The sequence below is a fragment of the Paracoccus limosus genome (genome assembly GCF_009711185.1).
Classification (GTDB): domain Bacteria; phylum Pseudomonadota; class Alphaproteobacteria; order Rhodobacterales; family Rhodobacteraceae; genus Paracoccus; species Paracoccus limosus.
This window is the reverse complement of the sequence record NZ_WMIF01000030.1, coordinates 15,396-33,401: the sequence shown is the minus strand read 5'-3', so window position 1 is coordinate 33,401 and position 18,006 is coordinate 15,396. Positions and strand designations below refer to the sequence as shown.

Sequence of the window (18,006 nt, the reverse complement as noted above, 5' to 3'; positions counted from 1 at the left end):
CGCAACCCGTCGCGAAGGGGGATCCTGCCCCTTCACCCGCCCCGCCGGGGGCATTTCATTCTGGGCGCGCCGTGTCGGAATATCTGATCGAACTCAACAATATCGGCAAACGCTTTGGCGGCGTGCGCGCGCTGGACGGCGTGTCGCTGGCGATCCGCCCCGGCGAGATCCATTGTCTGGCCGGCGAGAACGGCTCGGGCAAATCGACCATCATCAAGGTCATCTCGGGCATCTACACCCCCGAAGAAGGCGAGATCCGCATCGATGGCCACCCGGTCGGGCGGCTGGATCCGATCAAGGCGGTCGGGCACGGCATTCAGGTGATCTATCAGGATTTCTCGCTGTTCTCGAACCTGACCGTGGCGGAAAATCTGGCGCTGAACACCTATCTGCTGGAGGGGCGCCGGCACATGGACTGGGCGCGCGCCCATCGCATGGCGCGCGAGGTCCTGTCGCGGCTGGGCGTTTCCATCGACCCCGATGCCGAGGTCGGCAGCCTTGCCACCTCGGGGCGCCAGATCGTCGCCATTGCCCGCGCCATTCTGGCCAAGGCGCGGCTGATCATCATGGACGAGCCGACCACCGCGCTGACCCGGCACGAGGTCGATGCCCTGTTCGCCATCACGCGCGACCTGCAGGCCCAGGGCATCGCCGTGCTGTTCGTCAGCCACAAGATGCGCGAGATGCTGGAGATTTCCGAACGCCTGACGGTGTTCCGCAACGGCCGCAAGGTCGCCGAAGGCATGATGCGCGATTTCGACGAGGCCGCGATCACCCGTGCGATGACCGGCCTTGAGCTGACCGACGAACCCTATCGCCCGGCGCCGCCCACAGCCCCTGCGGTTCTGGAGACGCGTGGCCTTGGCGTGCCCGGCGCGGTCGAGGGCGTCGATCTGGTGCTGCGTCCGGGCGAGATCGTCGGCATTTCCGGGCTGATCGGCTCGGGCCGGACCGAGCTTGCCCGCGCGCTGTTCGGGATGGAGCCGGCGATGCGCGGCACGATCCTGCTGAACGGCGCGCCGGTGCATCCGCGTTCGGTGCAAGAAGCCATCGCCCTTGGCATCGCCTATGTCCCCGAGGACCGGCTGACCGAGGGGCTGTTCCTGCCGCAATCCATCGAACGTAACCTGACGGTTTCGATTCTGGACCGGCTGCGGCGCGGGCTGTTTCTGGACCGCAGCGCGCTGCGCCAGCGGACCGATGCGATGTTTTCGGCCATGCAGATCGCCGCGCCCTCGGCCGAGACGCCGGTGGGCCATCTGTCGGGCGGCAATGCCCAGCGGGTGATGCTGGGCCGTTGGCTGCTGACCGGTGCGCGGGTGCTGATCCTGAACGGGCCGACGGTGGGGGTGGATGTGGGCTCCAAGGCCACGATCCACCGCATCATCCGCGACCTTGCGCTGCGCGAGGGGCTGGCGGTCCTGATGATTTCCGATGACGTGCCCGAGCTGGTCACGAACTGCAACCGCATCCATGTCATGCATCGCGGCCGTTTCGTGGCCGAGCTGACCGGGGCGGACATGTCCGAGACCCGGATCAACGACACCCTGAAGACGCTGACCTGAGGCCGCGATGAACAAGATCCTGCAATCCACGGAACTCGCCATCGCCTGCGTCCTCTTGCTTGCGATGGTGCTGATCGGGCTGGTGAACCCGGCCTTCTGGGGCTTTGACAACCTTTTCAGCCTTGCCAAGTCGAATGTCGTGATCGGCATCATGGCGCTTGGCGTGCTTTTGGTGATGATCTCGGGCGGCATCGACGTGTCTTTCCCGGCCTTCGCGGTGGCGGCGCTTTATATCGTCGTGCGCGCGATGGTGGCGCTGCATTACGACGGGGTGTTCCTGCCCTTTGTCGCGGCGGCGCTGATCGGGCTGGTCCTGGGTGCCTTCAACGCCCTGATCATCGAGCGTTTCCGCATGATCCCGCTGATCGTCACACTGGGCACGGCCTCGATCACGCGCGGGCTGCTGCTGGGGCTTCTGGGCAGCTCCATCGTCAATATCAACAAGATGCCCAAAGAGCTGATCGCCTTTGGCAAGCATGATCTGGTTACGGTCGAAGCCGCCAATGGCGCGACCTACGGGCTGACGGCGATGGTGCTGGTCTATCTGGGGCTGGGGCTGGCAATGCATCTGATGCTGCGCCACACCATGATCGGCCGTTCCGTCTATGCCTATGGCACCGACCCCGAGGCGGCGCGGCGCGCGGGTTTCAACACCCGCCGCACCATCTGGTTCGTCTATTGCACGGCCGGGATGCTGGCGGGGTTTGCCGGCATGTTGCACACCTCGATGATCTGGCAGGCGAACCCGCGCGATTTTCAGGGGCTGGAGCTCGACGTGATCGCGGCGGTGGTGCTGGGCGGCGCGTCAATCTTTGGCGGCCGGGGCTCGGTTCTGGGCACGCTGATCGGGGTGTTCATGCTGGTGATGGTCAAGAACTCGCTGATCCTGCTGAAGGTGGACACGACATGGCAGCGGGTGGTCGTCGGCCTGATCATCGTCGCCGCGACCGCGATCACCGCCTGGCGCGACCGCAAGAAGCTGGCGTGAGAAAGGGCCAAGCCATGACCTCGCAAACCCCGACCCGCCCCCTGATCCAGCGCCTGCTGGGCCGCGATGCCGCCGTGGCGCAGCTGATCGTCATCACGCTGCTGATCTTTGCGGTGATGACGGCGCTGAACCCCGACAAGTTCCTGCGCTATTACAACTTCGAGTCGATCTCTTACATCATGCCCGAGCTGGGCATCCTGTCGATCGCCATGATGATCGCCATGCTGACCGGCGGCATCGACCTGTCGGTGGTGGGCATCGCCAATCTGGCGGCCATCGTGGCCGGGCTGTATTTCCGCCTGCCCGCCGTGCAAGAGGCGGTGGCGGCAGGCGCAACCGGCATGGTCTTTCACACCGTCGCCGCTGTCCTGATCGCGCTTCTGGTCGGGCTGGCGGCGGGGGCGGTCAACGGCATCCTGATCGCGCGGCTGCGGATCATCCCGATCCTTGCGACGCTGGGCACCGGGCAGGTCTTTGCCGGGCTGGCGCTGGTGCTGACCGGCGGTCCTGCGATCGTGGGCTTTCCCCAGACCTGGGCCTGGATCGGCACCGGCAAGATCCTTGGCCTTGCCACGCCGCTCTGGGTGCTGGTCGTGGTGGCGGTGCTGGTCGCGATCCTGCTGGCGCGCACGGTGCTGGGGGTCAATCTGATGCTGATCGGCACCAACCCGCGCGCGGCGCTGTTCGCCGGCATCCGCTCGGGGCGGATGATCCTTTACAGCTACATGCTGACCGGGGTGCTGTCGGCCATCGCGGGCGTGCTGCTGTCGGGGCGCACCAATTCGGCCAAGGCGGATTTCGGCGCCTCATATCTGTTGCAGGCGGTGCTGATCGCGGTGCTGGGTGGCACCAACCCGGCTGGCGGCAAGGGCCGGGTGACCGGGGTGCTGCTGGCGCTGGTCGCGCTGATGCTGCTGTCCTCGGGGCTGCAGATCATGCGGATGTCGAATTTCCTGATCGATGCCGTATGGGGCGGTTTTCTGGTCATCGTCATTGCCATCAATTACCTGAGGTCGCAGAAATGACCCCGATCGAGCTTGCGCTGACGCCTGCGGCCTTCCCGGACCGGGGCGAGCAGGTCATCGCCCGCGCCGGCGCCATCACGGTGACCGGGTTTCGCTATCCCACCGGGATCGAGGCGCTGCGCATCGCCAATGCGCGCGGGCAGGTGGTGCTGTTGCCCTATCTTGGCCAGATGATCTGGGATGCGGAATTCGACGGGCGGCGGCTGACCATGGGCAATGGCTTTGTCGCGCCGCGGGCGGGGGCCTCGATTCTGCAGACCTATGGCGCCTTTGCCTATCACGCGGGCGTCTTGCGCAACGGCACGCCGGGACCAAGCGATACCCACCCGCTGCATGGCGAAATGCCGGTGGCGCGGATGGACAGCGCCGGGCTGATCTTTGGCGCCGACGCGCAGGGCGATTATGTCGACCTGACCGGGGCCTGCGAATATGTCATGGGTTTTGGTGCGCATTACATCGCCCGCCCGCGCGTGCGGCTGCGGCCGCAATCGGCGCTGATCGAGGTCGAGATGCAGGTCCAGAACCTGTCGGCCCATCCGATGGAGCTGATGTATATGCTGCACGCGAATTTCGATTTCGTCGCCGGGGCGCGGATCGTGCAGCCCGCGCCCTTTACCCCCGAGCGCACGCAGGTCCGCAAGACCGTGCCGTGCCATGTCACGCCCTCGGCGGAATTTCTGGCGCTGCTCGACGATCTGGCGGCCAACCCCGACCGGATGGAGGTGCTGTCCGAGCCCGGTCTTTATGCGCCCGAACAGGTGTTCTACATCCGCGCCCCCGGCACCGATGCAGAGGGCCGGACCGGGATGCTGATGGAACTGCCCGACGGCACCGGCTTTTCGGTCGACTGGCGCCCCGAGGATCTGCCGTTCTGCGTGCGCTGGATCCTGAACGACGGCGATGCGCAGGTCGCGGCCTTTGCCTTGCCGGCCACCTGCGAACCCGAAGGCTATGCCGCCGAAAAGGCCAAGGGCCACGTCCGGCTGCTGGCACCGGGCCAGACGGCGCGCTTTCCCGTGACGCTGGGCCTTCTGTCGGGGGCCGAGCTGGCCCCGGCCCGCGCCCGGATCGACGCCATGAACAGGGGCTGAACCATGACACATTCTCAACCCGGCCGGATTGCGGTCGTCGGCTCGAACATGGTCGATCTGGTGACCTATATCACCCGCATGCCCGGCGCCGGCGAAACCGTCGAGGCGCCGGATTTCGAGATCGGCTGCGGCGGCAAGGGCGCCAATCAGGCGGTCGCGGCCGCGAAGCTTGGCTCGTCGGTCGGCATGGTCAGCAAGGTCGGCTCGGACATCTTTGGCGAGAACACGATCCGCAACCTTGCCGATCACGGCATCGACACCCGCCATGTCACGCGGGTCGAGGGGCGATCCTCGGGCGTGGCGCCGATCTTTGTCGAACCCTCGGGCGAGAATTCGATCCTGATCGTCAAGGGCGCCAATGCCGATCTGTCGCCCGCCGATGTCGATGCCGCCGAGCCGATGCTGCGCGCCGCCGACCTGATCCTGATGCAGATGGAGGTGCCGCCCGAAACCGTGGCCCATACCGTGCGCCGCGCCGCCGAATGGGGGGTGCGCACGATTCTGAACCCGGCCCCCGCCTCGGCCGGGCTGCGGGTGGACGATCTGCGCGACCTCAGCTTTCTGGTCCCGAACGAGACCGAGCTTGCGGTCCTGTCGGGCCTGCCCACCGGGACCGAGGCCGAGATCGCGGCCGCCGCCCGTCACCTGATCGCACGCGGGATCGGCACGGTGATCGTGACGCTGGGCGGGCGCGGCGCGCGGCTGGTCACGCAGGACCGCGTGCTGCCGGTGGCGCCGGTGCGGGTGAGCCCGGTCGATACCACCGGGGCGGGAGATGCCTTTATCGGGGCGTTTGCGCATTTCCTGGCCGCGACCGGCGATATAGAGCATGCCCTGCACCGGGCCGCCCGCTATGCCGCCCATTCGGTCACCGGCCGGGGCACCCAGAAATCCTATGCGACGGCCGCAGACTTTGACGCCTTCTGCCGCGCGCTTCCGCAAACCGCATGAAAGCCGCCGTGATGTCAGACAGCTTCCCCCGCAACCCCGGCACGCCCCTTGCCCCCGACTGGTTCGAGGATGTGCAGGTCAACCGCTCTGCCGCCGAACGGCGCGCGGCCACCGTGGCCGCCAGCCGCTCGGTCAAGAAGGACCATCAGGCCGCATGGCTTTTGCGCGCGATCCAATGCATCGACCTGACCACGTTGGCGGGCGATGACACGCCGGGCAAGGTGCACAGGCTATGCGCAAAGGCGCGTCAACCGCTGCGCCCCGATCTGCTGGCGGCAATGGGCGTGGCCGATATCGGCCTGACCACCGGGGCAGTCTGCGTCTATCCGACGATGGTGCCCCATGCCGTGCGCGCGCTGGAAGGTTCGGGGATCCCGGTCGCCTCGGTCGCGACGGGCTTTCCCGCCGGGCTGACGCCGCTGCCCCTGCGTCTTGCCGAGATCGCCTATGCCGTCGAACAGGGCGCGGCGGAAATCGACATCGTCATCACCCGCGAACATGTGCTGCTGGGCAACTGGGCCGCGCTTTACGACGAGATCGCGCAGATGCGCGCGGCCTGCGGTGCGGCACATATGAAAGCGATCCTTGCCACCGGCGAGCTTGGCACGCTGACCAATGTCTATCGCGCCTCGATGGTGGCGATGCAGGCGGGGGCCGATTTCATCAAGACCTCGACCGGCAAGGAACCCGAGAACGCCACGCTGCCGGTGTCGCTGGTCATGCTGCGGGCGCTGCGCGATTACGGCGCGCGCACCGGCTATCGCATCGGCTTCAAGCCCGCCGGCGGGTTGCGGACCGCCAAGGACGCGATGAACTGGCTGGCGCTGGTGAAAGAGGAACTGGGCAACGACTGGCTGCGGCCCGACCTTTTCCGCATCGGCGCCTCGTCGCTGCTTCTGGATATCGAGCGTCAGCTCGAACACCATGTCACCGGCCGCTATTCCGCCGCCTCCCACCACGCCCTGAGCTGAGGCCCGAGAAATGAGCATCAAGGACATCATGGACAGCATGGATTACGGCCCGGCCCCCGAGTCGGCGGGCGATGCCAAAGCCTGGCTTGCCGCGCGCGACCACCGGCTGGGGCATTTCGTCGCCGGCACCTTCGTCGGGGCCGAAAATGCCTCAATCGCGGTCGAAAACCCTGCCACGGGCGAAACGCTGGCCCATATTCCCGCCGCCGGCGCCGCCGAGATCGATGCCGCCGTGGCGGCAGCCAAGGCCGCCTTTCCCCGCTGGGCCAAGCTAAGCGGCTTTGAACGGGCGCAATATCTTTATGCCATCGCCCGCGGGCTGCAAAAGCGCGAGCGCTTCTTTGCCGTTCTGGAAAGCCTCGACAACGGCAAACCGATCAGCGAGACGCGCACCGCTGACATCCCGCTGGCGGTGCGGCATTTCTATCATCACGCCGGCTGGGCGGCGGCGCTGCACAGCGAATTTCCCGATCACGAGCCGCTGGGCGTCTGCGGTCAGGTGATCCCGTGGAACTTTCCGCTGCTGATGCTGGCATGGAAGATCGCGCCGGCCTTGGCGGCCGGCAATACGGTGGTGCTGAAACCGGCCGATCTGACGCCGCTGACCGCCGCCGCATTCGCCGAACTGCTGGCCGAGATCGGCCTGCCCAAGGGCGTGGTCAATATCGTCCATGGCGGTGCCGAAACCGGGGCGCTGATCGTGCGCCACCCGGATGTGGCCAAGGTCGCCTTTACCGGCTCGACCGCCGTCGGCCGCGAAATCCGCCGTGCCACCGCCGGTTCGGGCAAGCGGCTGACGCTGGAACTGGGCGGCAAGTCGCCCTTTGTCGTCTGCGCCGATGCCGATCTGGATGCCGCCGTCGAGGGCGTGGTCGAAGGCGTCTGGTTCAATCAGGGCGAGGTCTGCTGCGCCGGATCGCGGCTTTTGCTGCAAGAAGGGATCGCCACGGATTTCCTGACCCGGCTGCGCGCCCGGATGCAAAAGATCCGGCTGGGCGATCCTTTGGACAAATCGACCGACATGGGGGCCATCGTCTCGGCCCGGCAAAAAGCGCGGATCCACGACCTGCTGGCCGGCGCGCAGGCACAGGGCTATGCGCTGGAGCAATCCGCATGCCCGCTGCCCGCCAAGGGGCATTTCGTGGCGCCGGGCTTTTTTGCCGATACCGAACCCGCCGCCACCGTGTCGCAGGTCGAGATCTTTGGCCCGATTGCCGTGACCACCACCTTCCGCACCGTGGACGAGGCCGTCAGCCTTGCCAATAACACCGCCTATGGGCTGGCGGCCTCGGTCTGGTCGGAAAACATCAATGTCGCGACCGAGCTTGCCGCGCGGATCAAGGCCGGCGTGGTCTGGATCAACGCCACCAATATCTTTGACGCTGCCGCCCCCTTTGGCGGGGTCAAGGAAAGCGGCTTTGGCCGCGAAGGCGCGCATGAGGGGATGTCGGCCTATCTGCGCCCGGCCACGCCCAAGCGCCGTGTGGCGGCCCGGATCGTGCCTGTCGATCTGACCGCGCATACCGGGACCGAGCCCATCGCCCCCGCCATCATCGACCGCACGATGAAGAACCATATCGGCGGCAAGCAGGCCCGCCCCGATGGCGGCGCCAGCTATGTGCTGCGCAACCGCAAGGGCGAGGCGCTGGCCCTTGCCCCGATCTCGGGGCGCAAGGACATCCGCAATGCGGTCGAGGCCGCGCTGAAGGCCGGCGGATGGGCGGCCAATGCCCATGGCCGGGCGCAGGTGCTGTTCTATCTGGCCGAAAATCTGGCGGCGCGGGCTGGCGATCTGACCGCAGCACTGGTGCAGATGGGCGCCACGCCGGGCGAGGCCGCACGAGAGTTGCGCAAGACGCAGGAGCGGATCTTTTACTATGCCGGCATGGCCGACAAGGACGACGGCCGCACCCATGCCGCCAAGCCGCGCCACTTGACGCTGTCGGTGCCCGAGCCGCTGGGCGTCGTCGGCGTCGCCGCCCCGGACGAGGCGCCGCTGCTGGCGCTGATGTCACTGATTCTGCCGCTGATCGCCGTGGGCAATACGGTCGTGGCCGTGCCCTCACCGGCACATGCGCTGATCATGCAGCCGCTTTACCAGCTTTTCGACACCTCGGACCTGCCCGGCGGGGTGGTCAATCTGGTGGCAGGTGACCGCGATGCCCTGGCCGGGGTGCTGGCCGAACATGATGCCGTGGACGCGCTGTGGTATCACGGCAGCGCCGAGGGCGCCGCAAGGGTCGAGACGCTGTCGGCCGGCAATCTCAAGCAGGTCTGGACCAATGGCGGCCTTGCGCTGGACTGGGCCGATGACCGGCAGGCCAGCGGGCGCAACTGGCTGGACCGCGCAACGCAGGTCAAGACGATCTGGCTGCCCTACGGCGCCTGAAGGGCGCGGGGTGGACGGGATCGGGGGGCGGCGCATGCACCGGCCCCCGATCCTGCGCGCCTGCGGACCCGCGGGCCTGTCGTCGCTAGGCGCGACCGGATCGTGCAGATGCCGGGCCTTGGAACAGGCAGGCTGTCGCGAAAAACGGCAGCGGGCGAATATTCCCACATAACAACTATGTTTCTTGAACGGAAACTTTACCAGAATCGATTCTGACGGATCATGGGCCGAACATTACCGAAATGATGGGGAATGCCATGAACCTGAAGCCCGTCTGCCCGGCCTTGTCTTTGGCCATCTTGCCCGCGCTGCTGCCCAGCCTTGCCCAAGCGCAGGACACCGAACCCGTGCTGAGTGCCGGCGACACCGCCTTTGTCGCCACCTGCGCCCTGATCGTCATGCTGATGATGCTGCCGGGCCTTGGGCTGTTCTATGCCGGCATGACCCGCAGCAAGAACGTGCTGTCGGTGCTGACGCAGATCATCGCCTCGATCTCGCTGATCTGCGTGTTGTGGATCCTTTACGGCTATTCGCTGACCTTTGCCGATGGCGGCGGCATGCAGGGGCTGATCGGGGGCACGTCCAAGCTGTTCTTGTCGGGCGTCAATGCCGACAGTCTGGTCGGGACGATCCCGGAATATCTGTATGTCATGTTCATGATGATGTTCGCCGCGATCACGCCGCCGATCATCGTCGGTGCCTTTGCCGAGCGGATGAAATTCGCCGCCGTCCTGATCTTCATGGGCGTCTGGCTGACCATCAACTATATCCCGATGGCGCATATGGCATGGGGCGGCGGCTGGGTCTTTGGCATCGGCGTGCAGGATTTCGCCGGCGGCAATGTGGTGCACCTGAATGCGGGCATGGCGGCCTTGGTCTGCGCGCTGGTTCTGGGCCCGCGCAAGGGCTACGGCAGCCAGATGATGGCGCCGCACAACATGACGATGACCTATACCGGCGGCGCCATGCTGTGGGTCGGGTGGCTGGCATTCTGCGGCGGCTGCGCGCTGGCGGCGAATGGCTATGCCATGGTGATCATGCTGAACACCATGCTGGGGGGCGCGGGCGGCGCGCTGGCATGGATGGCGGTGGAATGGGCGCATCGCGGCAAGCCCAGCACCTTTGGCCTGCTGTCGGGCACCATCGCCGGGCTGGTTGCGATCACGCCGGCCTGCGGCTTTGTCGGCCCGGCCGGCGCGATCCTTGTCGGTGCGCTGGTGTCGCCGGTCTGCGTGTTCTTCGTCGAGGTGGTCAAGCACCGCTTTGGCTATGACGACAGCTTCGACGTGTTCGGCGTGCATGGTGTCGCGGCCTTTGTCGGCGGCATCCTGACGGTGATCTTTGCCGCCCCCGCGCTTGGCGGCATCGGCTATGCCGAGGGACGGACCATGCTGTCGCAGATGCTGCCGCAGGTGCTGATCATGCTGTTCAGCATGACGGTCTCGGTGGTGACGACCTGGATCGCGCTGAAGATCGCGGGCGCGCTGGTCGGGCTGCGCGTGGACGAAGAGGCCGAGCTGGAAGGGCTCGACATCGCCGAACATGGCGAGGTCGGCTATCGGCTGGGCGATGGCGTCTATGGCGGCGCGCTGGTCATGGCGGGGGCCGAGGGCCAGCCGGTGCCGCGCCCGGCCATGACGGTCGCCAAGGCGCATTGACCGCGCCAGAATGACGGCGGGGCCGGGCCACTTGTGCCCGGCCTTTGCTATTTTGCCTGCGGATAGGTGATGACCGACAGATAGCGCGCCGGCAGCTGGATCAGATCGACCGGCCCATGCGGCGCATCGGCATCGAACAGCAGCGTGTCGCCCGGTTCCAGATGATAGACCTGTTCGCCATGGCGATAGCCGACGGTGCCCTCCAGCATGTAAAGCATCTCGATGCCCTCGTGCTGGAAGGTGGGGAAACGGTCGCTTTCGGTGGTCAGCACGATCAGATAGGGCTCGACCACGACGCCCGAATTGTTCGAGCCGATATGGCCAAGCAGGTGATACTGATGGCCGGCGCGGGTGCCCTGACGCTCGGTCTCGACCCCCATGCCGGATTTCACATGCATGGCGCCACGCGGCTCGGCATAGCCGTTGAACAGCTGCACCAGCGGCACGCGCAGCGCATTGGCCAGCGCCTGCAAGGTGCTGAGCGAGGGCGAGATGACGCCATTCTCGATCTTGGAGAGCATGCCCACCGACAGCCCGGTCTGCGCTGCCAGATCCGAGCCGGTCATGCGCTGACGCTTGCGCAGCTCGCGCACCACGCGACCGATGGCCACCTCCAGATTGCGCTCGGGCAGATCGCGCAGCGCATGGGGGTTCTGGTTCAGCTTGGTGCGGGTCTCGGTCATCGGTCCTCTTTCTGTGGGAAAGCCTATCTTGCGCGCTGCGGCGGGTTGGTGCAACGGCGATCAGGCCGCAAGCGCCCGGCGCCATGCCGCAGGGGTCAGTCCGGTCTGGGCGCGAAAGGCGCGGGTCAGGTGGCTTTGGCCGGAAAAGCCGCAGGCCAGCGCGATCTCGGCGATGGGCAGCGGGCCGGCCAGCAGGCGGCGGGCGCGGTCGATGCGGCGGGCGGTGATCCAGCCCTGTGGCGTGCAGCCGGCGGTCAGGCTGAACATGCGGTGAAAATGGAATTCGGACATGCCGGCCAGCTCGGCCATGGCGGCCAGCCGGATCGGCTGGTCCAGATGCGCCTCGGCCCAGTCGGTCAGCCGGCGCATCAGATGCGGGCTCAGCCCGCCCGACAGGCGCAGCGCGCGCGGGCCAAGGGCGGCGATCAGCTCGGCCACGCCGGCCTCGGCCGCGATCCGCGCCCCGGCCATGGCCGCCCGCGCCAGCCCCGCCAGCGGCCGCGCCAACGCCGGCTGATCGGCAAAGGTCAGCTCGGGCAGGTCCAAGAGCCGGGCGTCGCGGTCATGGATGCGGGCAAAAGCCGCGCGCAGCGACATATCCCCCAGCGCCAGATGCACGAAACGGAACCGCGCCCCGATCTGCCATGTGGAATCGTGGCCCTCGGGCAGGATGCAGATTGCGCCGGCATGGCCCGCGCGCGGGCGGTGATCGACGCGGCGCGTGGCCTCGCCGCCATGCAGATACAGGCTGAAGACATGGCCGGCCGGCCCGTCGTAGCGCACGCGGTCGTCGTGGTTTTCCCAGATCGTGACGGTGCCGCCCCCGCCCAGATCCATCCGGGCAAGGCATAAGGCATTGGCCGAACCGCCAAGGAAATCCTGAATGCTGCGTTGCATGCGCCCATTCTAGCGCCCGACCCGGCGCGCGCGAAGGGGCCACGCGCCGATTACCGCAAGATCGTGCAATCCCGCCTGCGCGCGCGGCGCTAGACTCGGCCGGTAACGCCGGAGTCCGCCATGCTTGATGTCTCATTGTTTCTTGCCACCGTGCTGATCTGGGGCACGACATGGATCGGTATTGCCGTTCAGGTCGAAAGCGCGCCGGTGCTGGTCGCGGTCTTTCACCGCTTTCTGCTGGCGGCGGCGCTGATGCTGCCGGGGCTGGCGCTGATGGGCCGGTTGCAGCGGCCCAAGGCATGGCGCTTTGTGCTGGTGCAGGCGCTGTGCCTGTTCAGCCTGAATTTCGTCTGTCTTTACAATGCGGCGCTGCTGATCCCCTCGGGGCTGGTCTCGGTGATCTTTGCCCTGGCCTCGGTGTTCAACGCGGTGAATGCGCGGATCTTTTTCGGCGATCGCATCAACCCGCGCACGCTGCTGGCGGCGGCGCTGGGGGTGACGGGGCTGGTCCTGCTGTTCTGGGACCGGCTGGTGGTCAGCTTTGATGCGCCCAGCCTGCAGGGCATCGGCTGGGCGGCGCTGGGGACGATGTGCTTTTCGCTGGGCAACATGGCCTCGCGCCGCAACGGCCAGCTGGGCGTGACGCCGGTGACGGCCAATGCCTGGGGCATGCCGATGGGGGCGGCGCTGCTGGCGGGGCTGATCCTGATCCAGGGGCAGGGATTCGCGCTGCCGCGCCAGCCCGATTACTGGCTGGCCACGGCCTATCTGGCGGCGATCGGATCGGTGGCGGGCTTTACCTGCTATCTGCTTTTGGTGTCGCGGCAGGGCTCGGCCCGGGCCGGCTATGCGACGGTGGTGTTTCCGGTGGTCGCGCTGACGCTGTCCTCGCTTTATGAGGGCTATGTCTGGACGCCGCCGGCGGTCGCGGGGCTGGCGATCACCGGGCTGGGCAATCTGGTGATGTTCGCGCCCCGGCGCCCCCGGCACGCCCCGGCCTGATCCCGCGTCATCGGGCAGGGACGGCGCTGCCCATGGTTTCGGCGTCCTGCCCGCTGGCGGGCAACCCGCCGCAGCCCAAGGCCGAAAACCGGTGCCGGCGCACAGCCGGGCGGGGAAAGCCAAGAAAATTATTTTCCCACCTGTAAATTTTTCTTGCGCGAAGCCCGGTTTTGCGGCGAGCTTGGCACATCGGGCGATCAGGGCGCCCGCGACGGAAAAAACGTCGACATGCCGGTAAGGGACCGGCCAAGCAGGGGGAACCATGCCCATCGCAAAGAGGCTACGGCCCCATTTTCATGACACCACGGGGAACGGTCTGATGGAGTATGATCCATGTCTTCCGTATCGGCTGAAACCTCGGAACAAGGGGATGTCGCCCAGGGATCCATGATCCGCGCCCTTGACTGGAAGGGCGCGTTCTGGATTGCGGCGGGGGTGCCGCCGCTGGTGCTGTTCTCGATCGGCGGGATTGCCGGCACCACCGGCAAGGTCGCCTTCGTGGTCTGGACGGTGTCCATGCTGATGGGATTCCTGCAATCCTTTACCTATGCCGAGATGGCGGGGATGTTCGGCAACAAGTCGGGCGGCACCTCGGTCTATGGCGCCACCGCCTGGCTGCGCTATTCCAAGCTGATCGCGCCGCTGTCGGTCTGGTGCAACTGGTTCGCCTGGTCGCCGGTGCTGTCCTTGGGCTGCGCCATCGCGGCGGGCTATATCCTGAACGCGCTGTTCCCGGTGCCTTTGGCCGGCAGCCAGCCGGTGCTGGACTGGATCACGGCCCATGCCGCCAGCCTTGCCGCCGACAGCCCGCGCGTGGTCGAATACCTTGCCGCGCATCCGGGCGTGGCGGCGACCGATGCGATGCAGGCGCTGCTGGCGCAGGACGGGGTCGCGGCGCTGACGCCCGCGATCCGCAGCTGGACCGCGCTGGAACTGCCCATTCCGGGCCTTGGCGCGCTGCATTTCAATGCCACCTTCCTGATCGGCACCGCGCTGATGCTGCTGATCATCGCCATCCAGCATCGCGGCGTCGCCTCGACCGCCTCGGCGCAGAAATGGCTGGCGATCATCGTGCTGGTGCCGCTGTTGCTGGTCGGGCTGGTTCCGATCCTGACCGGCAGCATCGACTATGCCAATGTCACCGGGCTGGTGCCGCCCACCTCCGCCTATTCGGGCGAGAACGGATCGTGGAGCATCGGCGGCTGGACACTGGTTCTGGGCGGGCTCTATATCGCCGCATGGTCCACCTATGGGTTCGAGACCGCCGTCTGCTATACGCGCGAGCTGCGCGACCCGCGCCATGATACGTTCAAGGCGATCTTCTTTTCGGGGCTGCTCTGCTGCGTGTTCTTCACGCTGATCCCCTTTGCCTTTCAGGGCGTGCTGGGCCTGCAGGGCATGCTGGCGCCGGGCATCGTCGATGGCACCGGCGTGGCCGAGGTGCTGGGCAGCATGATCGGCGCCGGCCCGGTGGTGGCGCAGCTGTTCACCATCCTGATGATCCTTGCGCTGTTCTTGTCGATCATGACGGCGATGGCGGGATCGTCGCGCACGCTGTATCAGGGCTCGCGCGATGGCTGGCTGCCGAAATATCTGGGCCATGTGAACGAACAGGGCGCGCCGACCAGCGCCATGTGGACCGATTTCGCCTTCAACCTGTTCCTGCTGGCGCTGGCCTCGGATGTCAGCGGCTATTTCTATGTGCTGGCGATTTCGAACGTGGGCTACATCATGTTCAACTTCCTGAACCTGAATGCCGGCTGGATCCACCGCATCGACAGCGCGCATCTGGCCCGGCCGTGGAAGGCGCCGCTGTGGCTGATCGGGCTGAACACCGTGCTGGCCTTTGTCAACGCGCTGTTTCTGGGCGCGGGCGCCAAGGTCTGGGGCTATTCCAATGCGCTGATCTCGGGCGTGATCTTTGCCGCGCTGATCATCCCGGTGTTCTGCTGGCGCCATTACGTCGTGGACAAGGGTCGCTTCCCCGCAGAGGCGATGGAGGATCTGGGCCTGCCCGCCGATGGCGAGCATCTGGGCCAGCGCCGCGCCGGCATCCTGCCCTATCTGGCGCTGCTGCTGGGGGCCGGGATCGTGTTCTGGGCCAACCGCTTCTTCGTCCTGCCGGGCTGACATGAAAAAGGGCTGGCCCAAGGGCCAGCCCCTATTTCCCCCCCGGGTCCGCGCCGTTTAGTCGGGCCAGATGCCGGGAGAGGTCGGCGCGCCGTCATCGAAGCGTGCCAGATAATCGACGATCAGCGGCTTGTTGACGAGGAAGCCCTTGTAGGTGGCCAGATCGTCGGGCAGGTCGCGGATGACGCGATGCAGGCGGCGGCCCCATTTCGGCACCGTCACGATGTCTTGCAGCGAACACAGGTAGCAGCGGATCGGAAAGGCCAGCCCGTTCGAGCGCGGCAGCCGCCAGAAGGTCTGCAGCTCAACCCGCAGATATTGTTTCTCGCCAATGTTGTCCGGGGTCAGGCTGCGCTTTTCCGGGCCCCATTCGGGATAGGTCTCGGGCGAGGTATCCAGACGCGGGTTGACCGTCATCGTCCAGTTCAGCCGCCGCGCCGGCGTATCCACCTGCACGTTCATCAGGAATTTCAGCGCACGCTGAAAGATGCCCATTTCCGCCGCGCGCGGCACCGGTGCGTGCCATTCAAAGAAGTTCATGCCGATGTCGAAATCCAGCGACCAGTCGGCCTGACTGGTGATCATGCCGGCATCCATCCACAGATTGCCCTCGCGCTGGTCCAGCACCGCGAAATCGCCCTGCGTCTGGCGGGTGATATATTCCATCGGCCCATGGGGCAGGGTGGCATCGTCCAGAAAGGTGAAGGTGTCGTCGATGCCAAGGGGTTTGTTCACCCAGCGCCAGCGGTCGCCGTCGCGGGTCAGCTGGAACAAGTCGGGATAATCCTCGGATTTCGAGACCATGATCAGTTCCAGCAGATCCCAGCCCGCCAGCCGCATATGCGGCAGCGACTGGCAGCGCATCGGATCGCGGGCCAGCGTGATGGCGCGGTCCTCCATCTCGGCCACGTAATGTTCGTCCACGTCGAAGCGGCGCTGGAACACGCTGCCGTCGCGGCCGCCTTTGTGCGGCTCCATATTGACCGAATACATGTATTCGTCGCGGTCGAAGGGAAAGGGAAAGCGGCGGATTGCGGCGGGCGAGTTGTGATAGCTGTAATCGCCGCGAAAGCTTTCCTTGTTGAACGTCAGTGTCATGGCCGGCTCCTATCGGTCGATGGTCAGAAGCTGGCCGCGAAAGCGCGAGACACAGGGCATGATCTTATGCGCCTGCTCGTCGGGATCCAGCCAGTGGTCGTGATGGTCGATCGTGCCATCGCAGGCGATGACATCGGTTTCGCATTGCCCGCAGGCACCGCCCCGGCACAGCCATGGCGCGTCGATGCCGGCGGCCTCAAGCGCCTCAAGCAGGCTTTGATGCGCGCCCACGGTCAGCGTCTTGTGGCTGCGCGCGCAATGGACGGCAAAGGGCTCGCCCGGCGCGGGGGCCAGGAATTCCTCGGAATGCAGGGCATCGGCGGGCCAGCCAAGGCCGCGCGCGGCATCCAGCACCGCCCGGATCATCCGGTCCGAACCGCAGACGTAAAGATGCGTCCCCAGCGGCTGGCCGGAGAGGATCGCGTCCAGATCCATGCGCGAGCCCTGATCGCTGACATGCAGCCGGGCGCCGTCGGGCAGGGGCACGGCCTCGGCCGCGCTGCGGATGGCGTGGTGCAGCTCATAGGGGGCACCGATACGGCCCAGATCGCGCACCTGCGCCAGAAACGGCGTGATCCCGACGCCGCCCGCGATCAGCAAATGCCGTTTCGCGGTCAGGTTCAGCGCAAACAGGTTCACCGGCGCGCCGATGGTCATCACCATGCCGGGCTGCGCCTGTTCATGCATCCAGCGCGAGCCGCCGCGGCCCTGATCCTCGCGCTGCACGGCGATTTCATAGCCCGAGCGATCGGCCGGGTCCGAGATCAGCGAATAGGCATTGCGGCGCAGCACCGCGCCGTCCTGCATCTGGACCATGACATGGGCGCCGCCGGCAAAGATCGGCAAGGGCGCGCCCTCGGGGTGTTCAAAGCGAAAGCGGGTGATGCGGGGGGAAAGCGGCTCTTTCCGGGTCAGTTTCAGACTTTGCATCAGCTCTGGATCTCCACGGGTTCGGGCACCTCGCCGGGGGTTTCGGCATCGATGCAGACGCCCTGGAATGCCCCCAGCCGGCGCGAGAAATGCTCGCGCACATACAGCGCGCGGCCGCAGCCGGGGCAGGTATAGGGGTCGGTGGTGATGTCTTCGGCGATGGTCTTGCAATGGACGCATTGCATCCGCCGGGCAGGAGAGCCGCGATGCTCGGACTGGATCGCGCCCAGAGGCAGGCCGGCGGCCAGCAGGCGCGCCACGGCGCGGCCGATCAGCCCCTCGCTGCCGGCGACATGGACCTGCAGGCCCATGCGGGCCTCGGCCAGCAGCGCGTCCAGCGCGGGCTCGAGCCCGGCCAAGGGGGTTTCGACCAGCCGGGCGGGCGCGCGGGCGCGCAGGGCGGCATTCATCACGCCTGCATCGGCCAGCAGGACCGTGGTGCGGGGCATCAATTCGGGCGTGGCCTCGGCCAGAGCCAGCAGCGCGCTGGCGCCGGCCTCGTCGGCGATCATCAAGGCGGCAGTGCAGGGCCGAGCCAGCAGCGGCGCGTGCAGCGGCCGGCTGGCAAAGCCCGTTGAAGTGGGCGGGGGGGTGCTCATGGACTCATCCCTGGCAGGTTGCATTGGCT

The 18,006-nt window shown here is 66.6% G+C and carries 15 protein-coding genes; 10 read left to right on the top strand and 5 right to left on the bottom strand.

The genetic code is table 11. The annotated features are described in order from the left end of the window. Window positions 1–71 precede the first annotated feature (71 nt). The 8 genes from GL279_RS16400 (at window position 72) to GL279_RS16365 (ending at window position 10,638) form a co-directional block, all read left to right on the top strand. Window positions 72–1,565 carry a sugar ABC transporter ATP-binding protein gene (locus GL279_RS16400; protein WP_343039837.1) on the top strand — a complete coding sequence of 498 codons (1,494 nt, stop codon included), beginning with the start codon at window positions 72–74 and terminating at the stop codon, window positions 1,563–1,565. Window positions 1,566–1,572: 7 nt separating this feature from the next. Further along, window positions 1,573–2,553, top strand: coding sequence for an ABC transporter permease (locus GL279_RS16395; protein WP_155065690.1), 981 nt, complete (start codon window positions 1,573–1,575; stop codon window positions 2,551–2,553). 14 nt (window positions 2,554–2,567) lie between these two features. Further along, on the top strand, window positions 2,568–3,578 hold the full coding sequence (locus tag GL279_RS16390) for an ABC transporter permease (protein ID WP_155065689.1): 1,011 nt from the start codon (window positions 2,568–2,570) through the stop codon (window positions 3,576–3,578). Beyond that, complete coding sequence (locus tag GL279_RS16385) at window positions 3,575–4,669, top strand: aldose 1-epimerase family protein (protein WP_155065688.1); 1,095 nt, start codon at window positions 3,575–3,577, stop codon at window positions 4,667–4,669. Before GL279_RS16390 ends, GL279_RS16385 begins: the two co-directional genes overlap by 4 nt. A gap of 3 nt (window positions 4,670–4,672) precedes the next feature. Continuing rightward, window positions 4,673–5,620, top strand: coding sequence for a ribokinase (gene rbsK, locus GL279_RS16380; protein ID WP_155065687.1), 948 nt, complete (start codon window positions 4,673–4,675; stop codon window positions 5,618–5,620). Next, window positions 5,617–6,591 carry a deoxyribose-phosphate aldolase gene (gene deoC / locus GL279_RS16375; RefSeq protein ID WP_155065686.1) on the top strand — a complete coding sequence of 325 codons (975 nt, stop codon included), beginning with the start codon at window positions 5,617–5,619 and terminating at the stop codon, window positions 6,589–6,591. The genes rbsK and deoC overlap by 4 nt, the downstream gene beginning before the upstream one ends. A gap of 10 nt (window positions 6,592–6,601) precedes the next feature. After that, the gene (locus GL279_RS16370; protein ID WP_155065685.1) at window positions 6,602–8,980 is read left to right on the top strand and encodes an aldehyde dehydrogenase family protein; all 2,379 of its coding nucleotides are present in this window, start codon (window positions 6,602–6,604) and stop codon (window positions 8,978–8,980) included. A gap of 257 nt (window positions 8,981–9,237) precedes the next feature. After that, window positions 9,238–10,638 carry an ammonium transporter gene (locus GL279_RS16365; RefSeq protein ID WP_155065684.1) on the top strand — a complete coding sequence of 467 codons (1,401 nt, stop codon included), beginning with the start codon at window positions 9,238–9,240 and terminating at the stop codon, window positions 10,636–10,638. A 47-nt stretch (window positions 10,639–10,685) separates the two neighbouring features. Here GL279_RS16365 and GL279_RS16360 read toward each other — a convergent pair whose 3' ends face one another. Beyond that, window positions 10,686–11,321 carry a helix-turn-helix domain-containing protein gene (locus GL279_RS16360; protein WP_155065683.1) on the bottom strand — a complete coding sequence of 212 codons (636 nt, stop codon included), beginning with the start codon at window positions 11,319–11,321 and terminating at the stop codon, window positions 10,686–10,688. A gap of 60 nt (window positions 11,322–11,381) precedes the next feature. Then, complete coding sequence (locus GL279_RS16355; protein ID WP_155065682.1) at window positions 11,382–12,218, bottom strand: AraC family transcriptional regulator; 837 nt, start codon at window positions 12,216–12,218, stop codon at window positions 11,382–11,384. Window positions 12,219–12,338: 120 nt separating this feature from the next. On the opposite strand from GL279_RS16355, the gene GL279_RS16350 reads away from it, so the two are divergent. Together GL279_RS16350 and GL279_RS16345 are read left to right on the top strand one after the other, a co-directional pair. Continuing rightward, entirely contained in the window at window positions 12,339–13,220 is an 882-nt protein-coding gene (locus GL279_RS16350) for a DMT family transporter (RefSeq protein WP_155065681.1), read from the top strand. Window positions 13,221–13,607: 387 nt separating this feature from the next. Continuing rightward, on the top strand, window positions 13,608–15,350 hold the full coding sequence (locus tag GL279_RS16345) for a trimethylamine N-oxide permease (RefSeq protein WP_246175357.1): 1,743 nt from the start codon (window positions 13,608–13,610) through the stop codon (window positions 15,348–15,350). A gap of 57 nt (window positions 15,351–15,407) precedes the next feature. Here the strand turns inward: GL279_RS16345 and GL279_RS16340 are convergent, their stop codons facing one another. The 3 genes from GL279_RS16340 to GL279_RS16330 are packed head-to-tail and all read right to left on the bottom strand — an operon-like array spanning window position 15,408 to window position 17,977. Next, window positions 15,408–16,448, bottom strand: coding sequence for a heme-dependent oxidative N-demethylase family protein (locus GL279_RS16340; RefSeq protein ID WP_155065679.1), 1,041 nt, complete (start codon window positions 16,446–16,448; stop codon window positions 15,408–15,410). 9 nt (window positions 16,449–16,457) lie between these two features. Beyond that, window positions 16,458–17,378 (bottom strand): PDR/VanB family oxidoreductase, encoded by a 921-nt coding sequence (locus GL279_RS16335; RefSeq protein ID WP_155065678.1) that lies wholly within the window; start codon window positions 17,376–17,378, stop codon window positions 16,458–16,460. Next, window positions 17,378–17,977, bottom strand: coding sequence for a dimethylamine monooxygenase subunit DmmA family protein (locus GL279_RS16330; RefSeq protein WP_155065677.1), 600 nt, complete (start codon window positions 17,975–17,977; stop codon window positions 17,378–17,380). Before GL279_RS16330 ends, GL279_RS16335 begins: the two co-directional genes overlap by 1 nt. Window positions 17,978–18,006 lie beyond the last annotated feature (29 nt).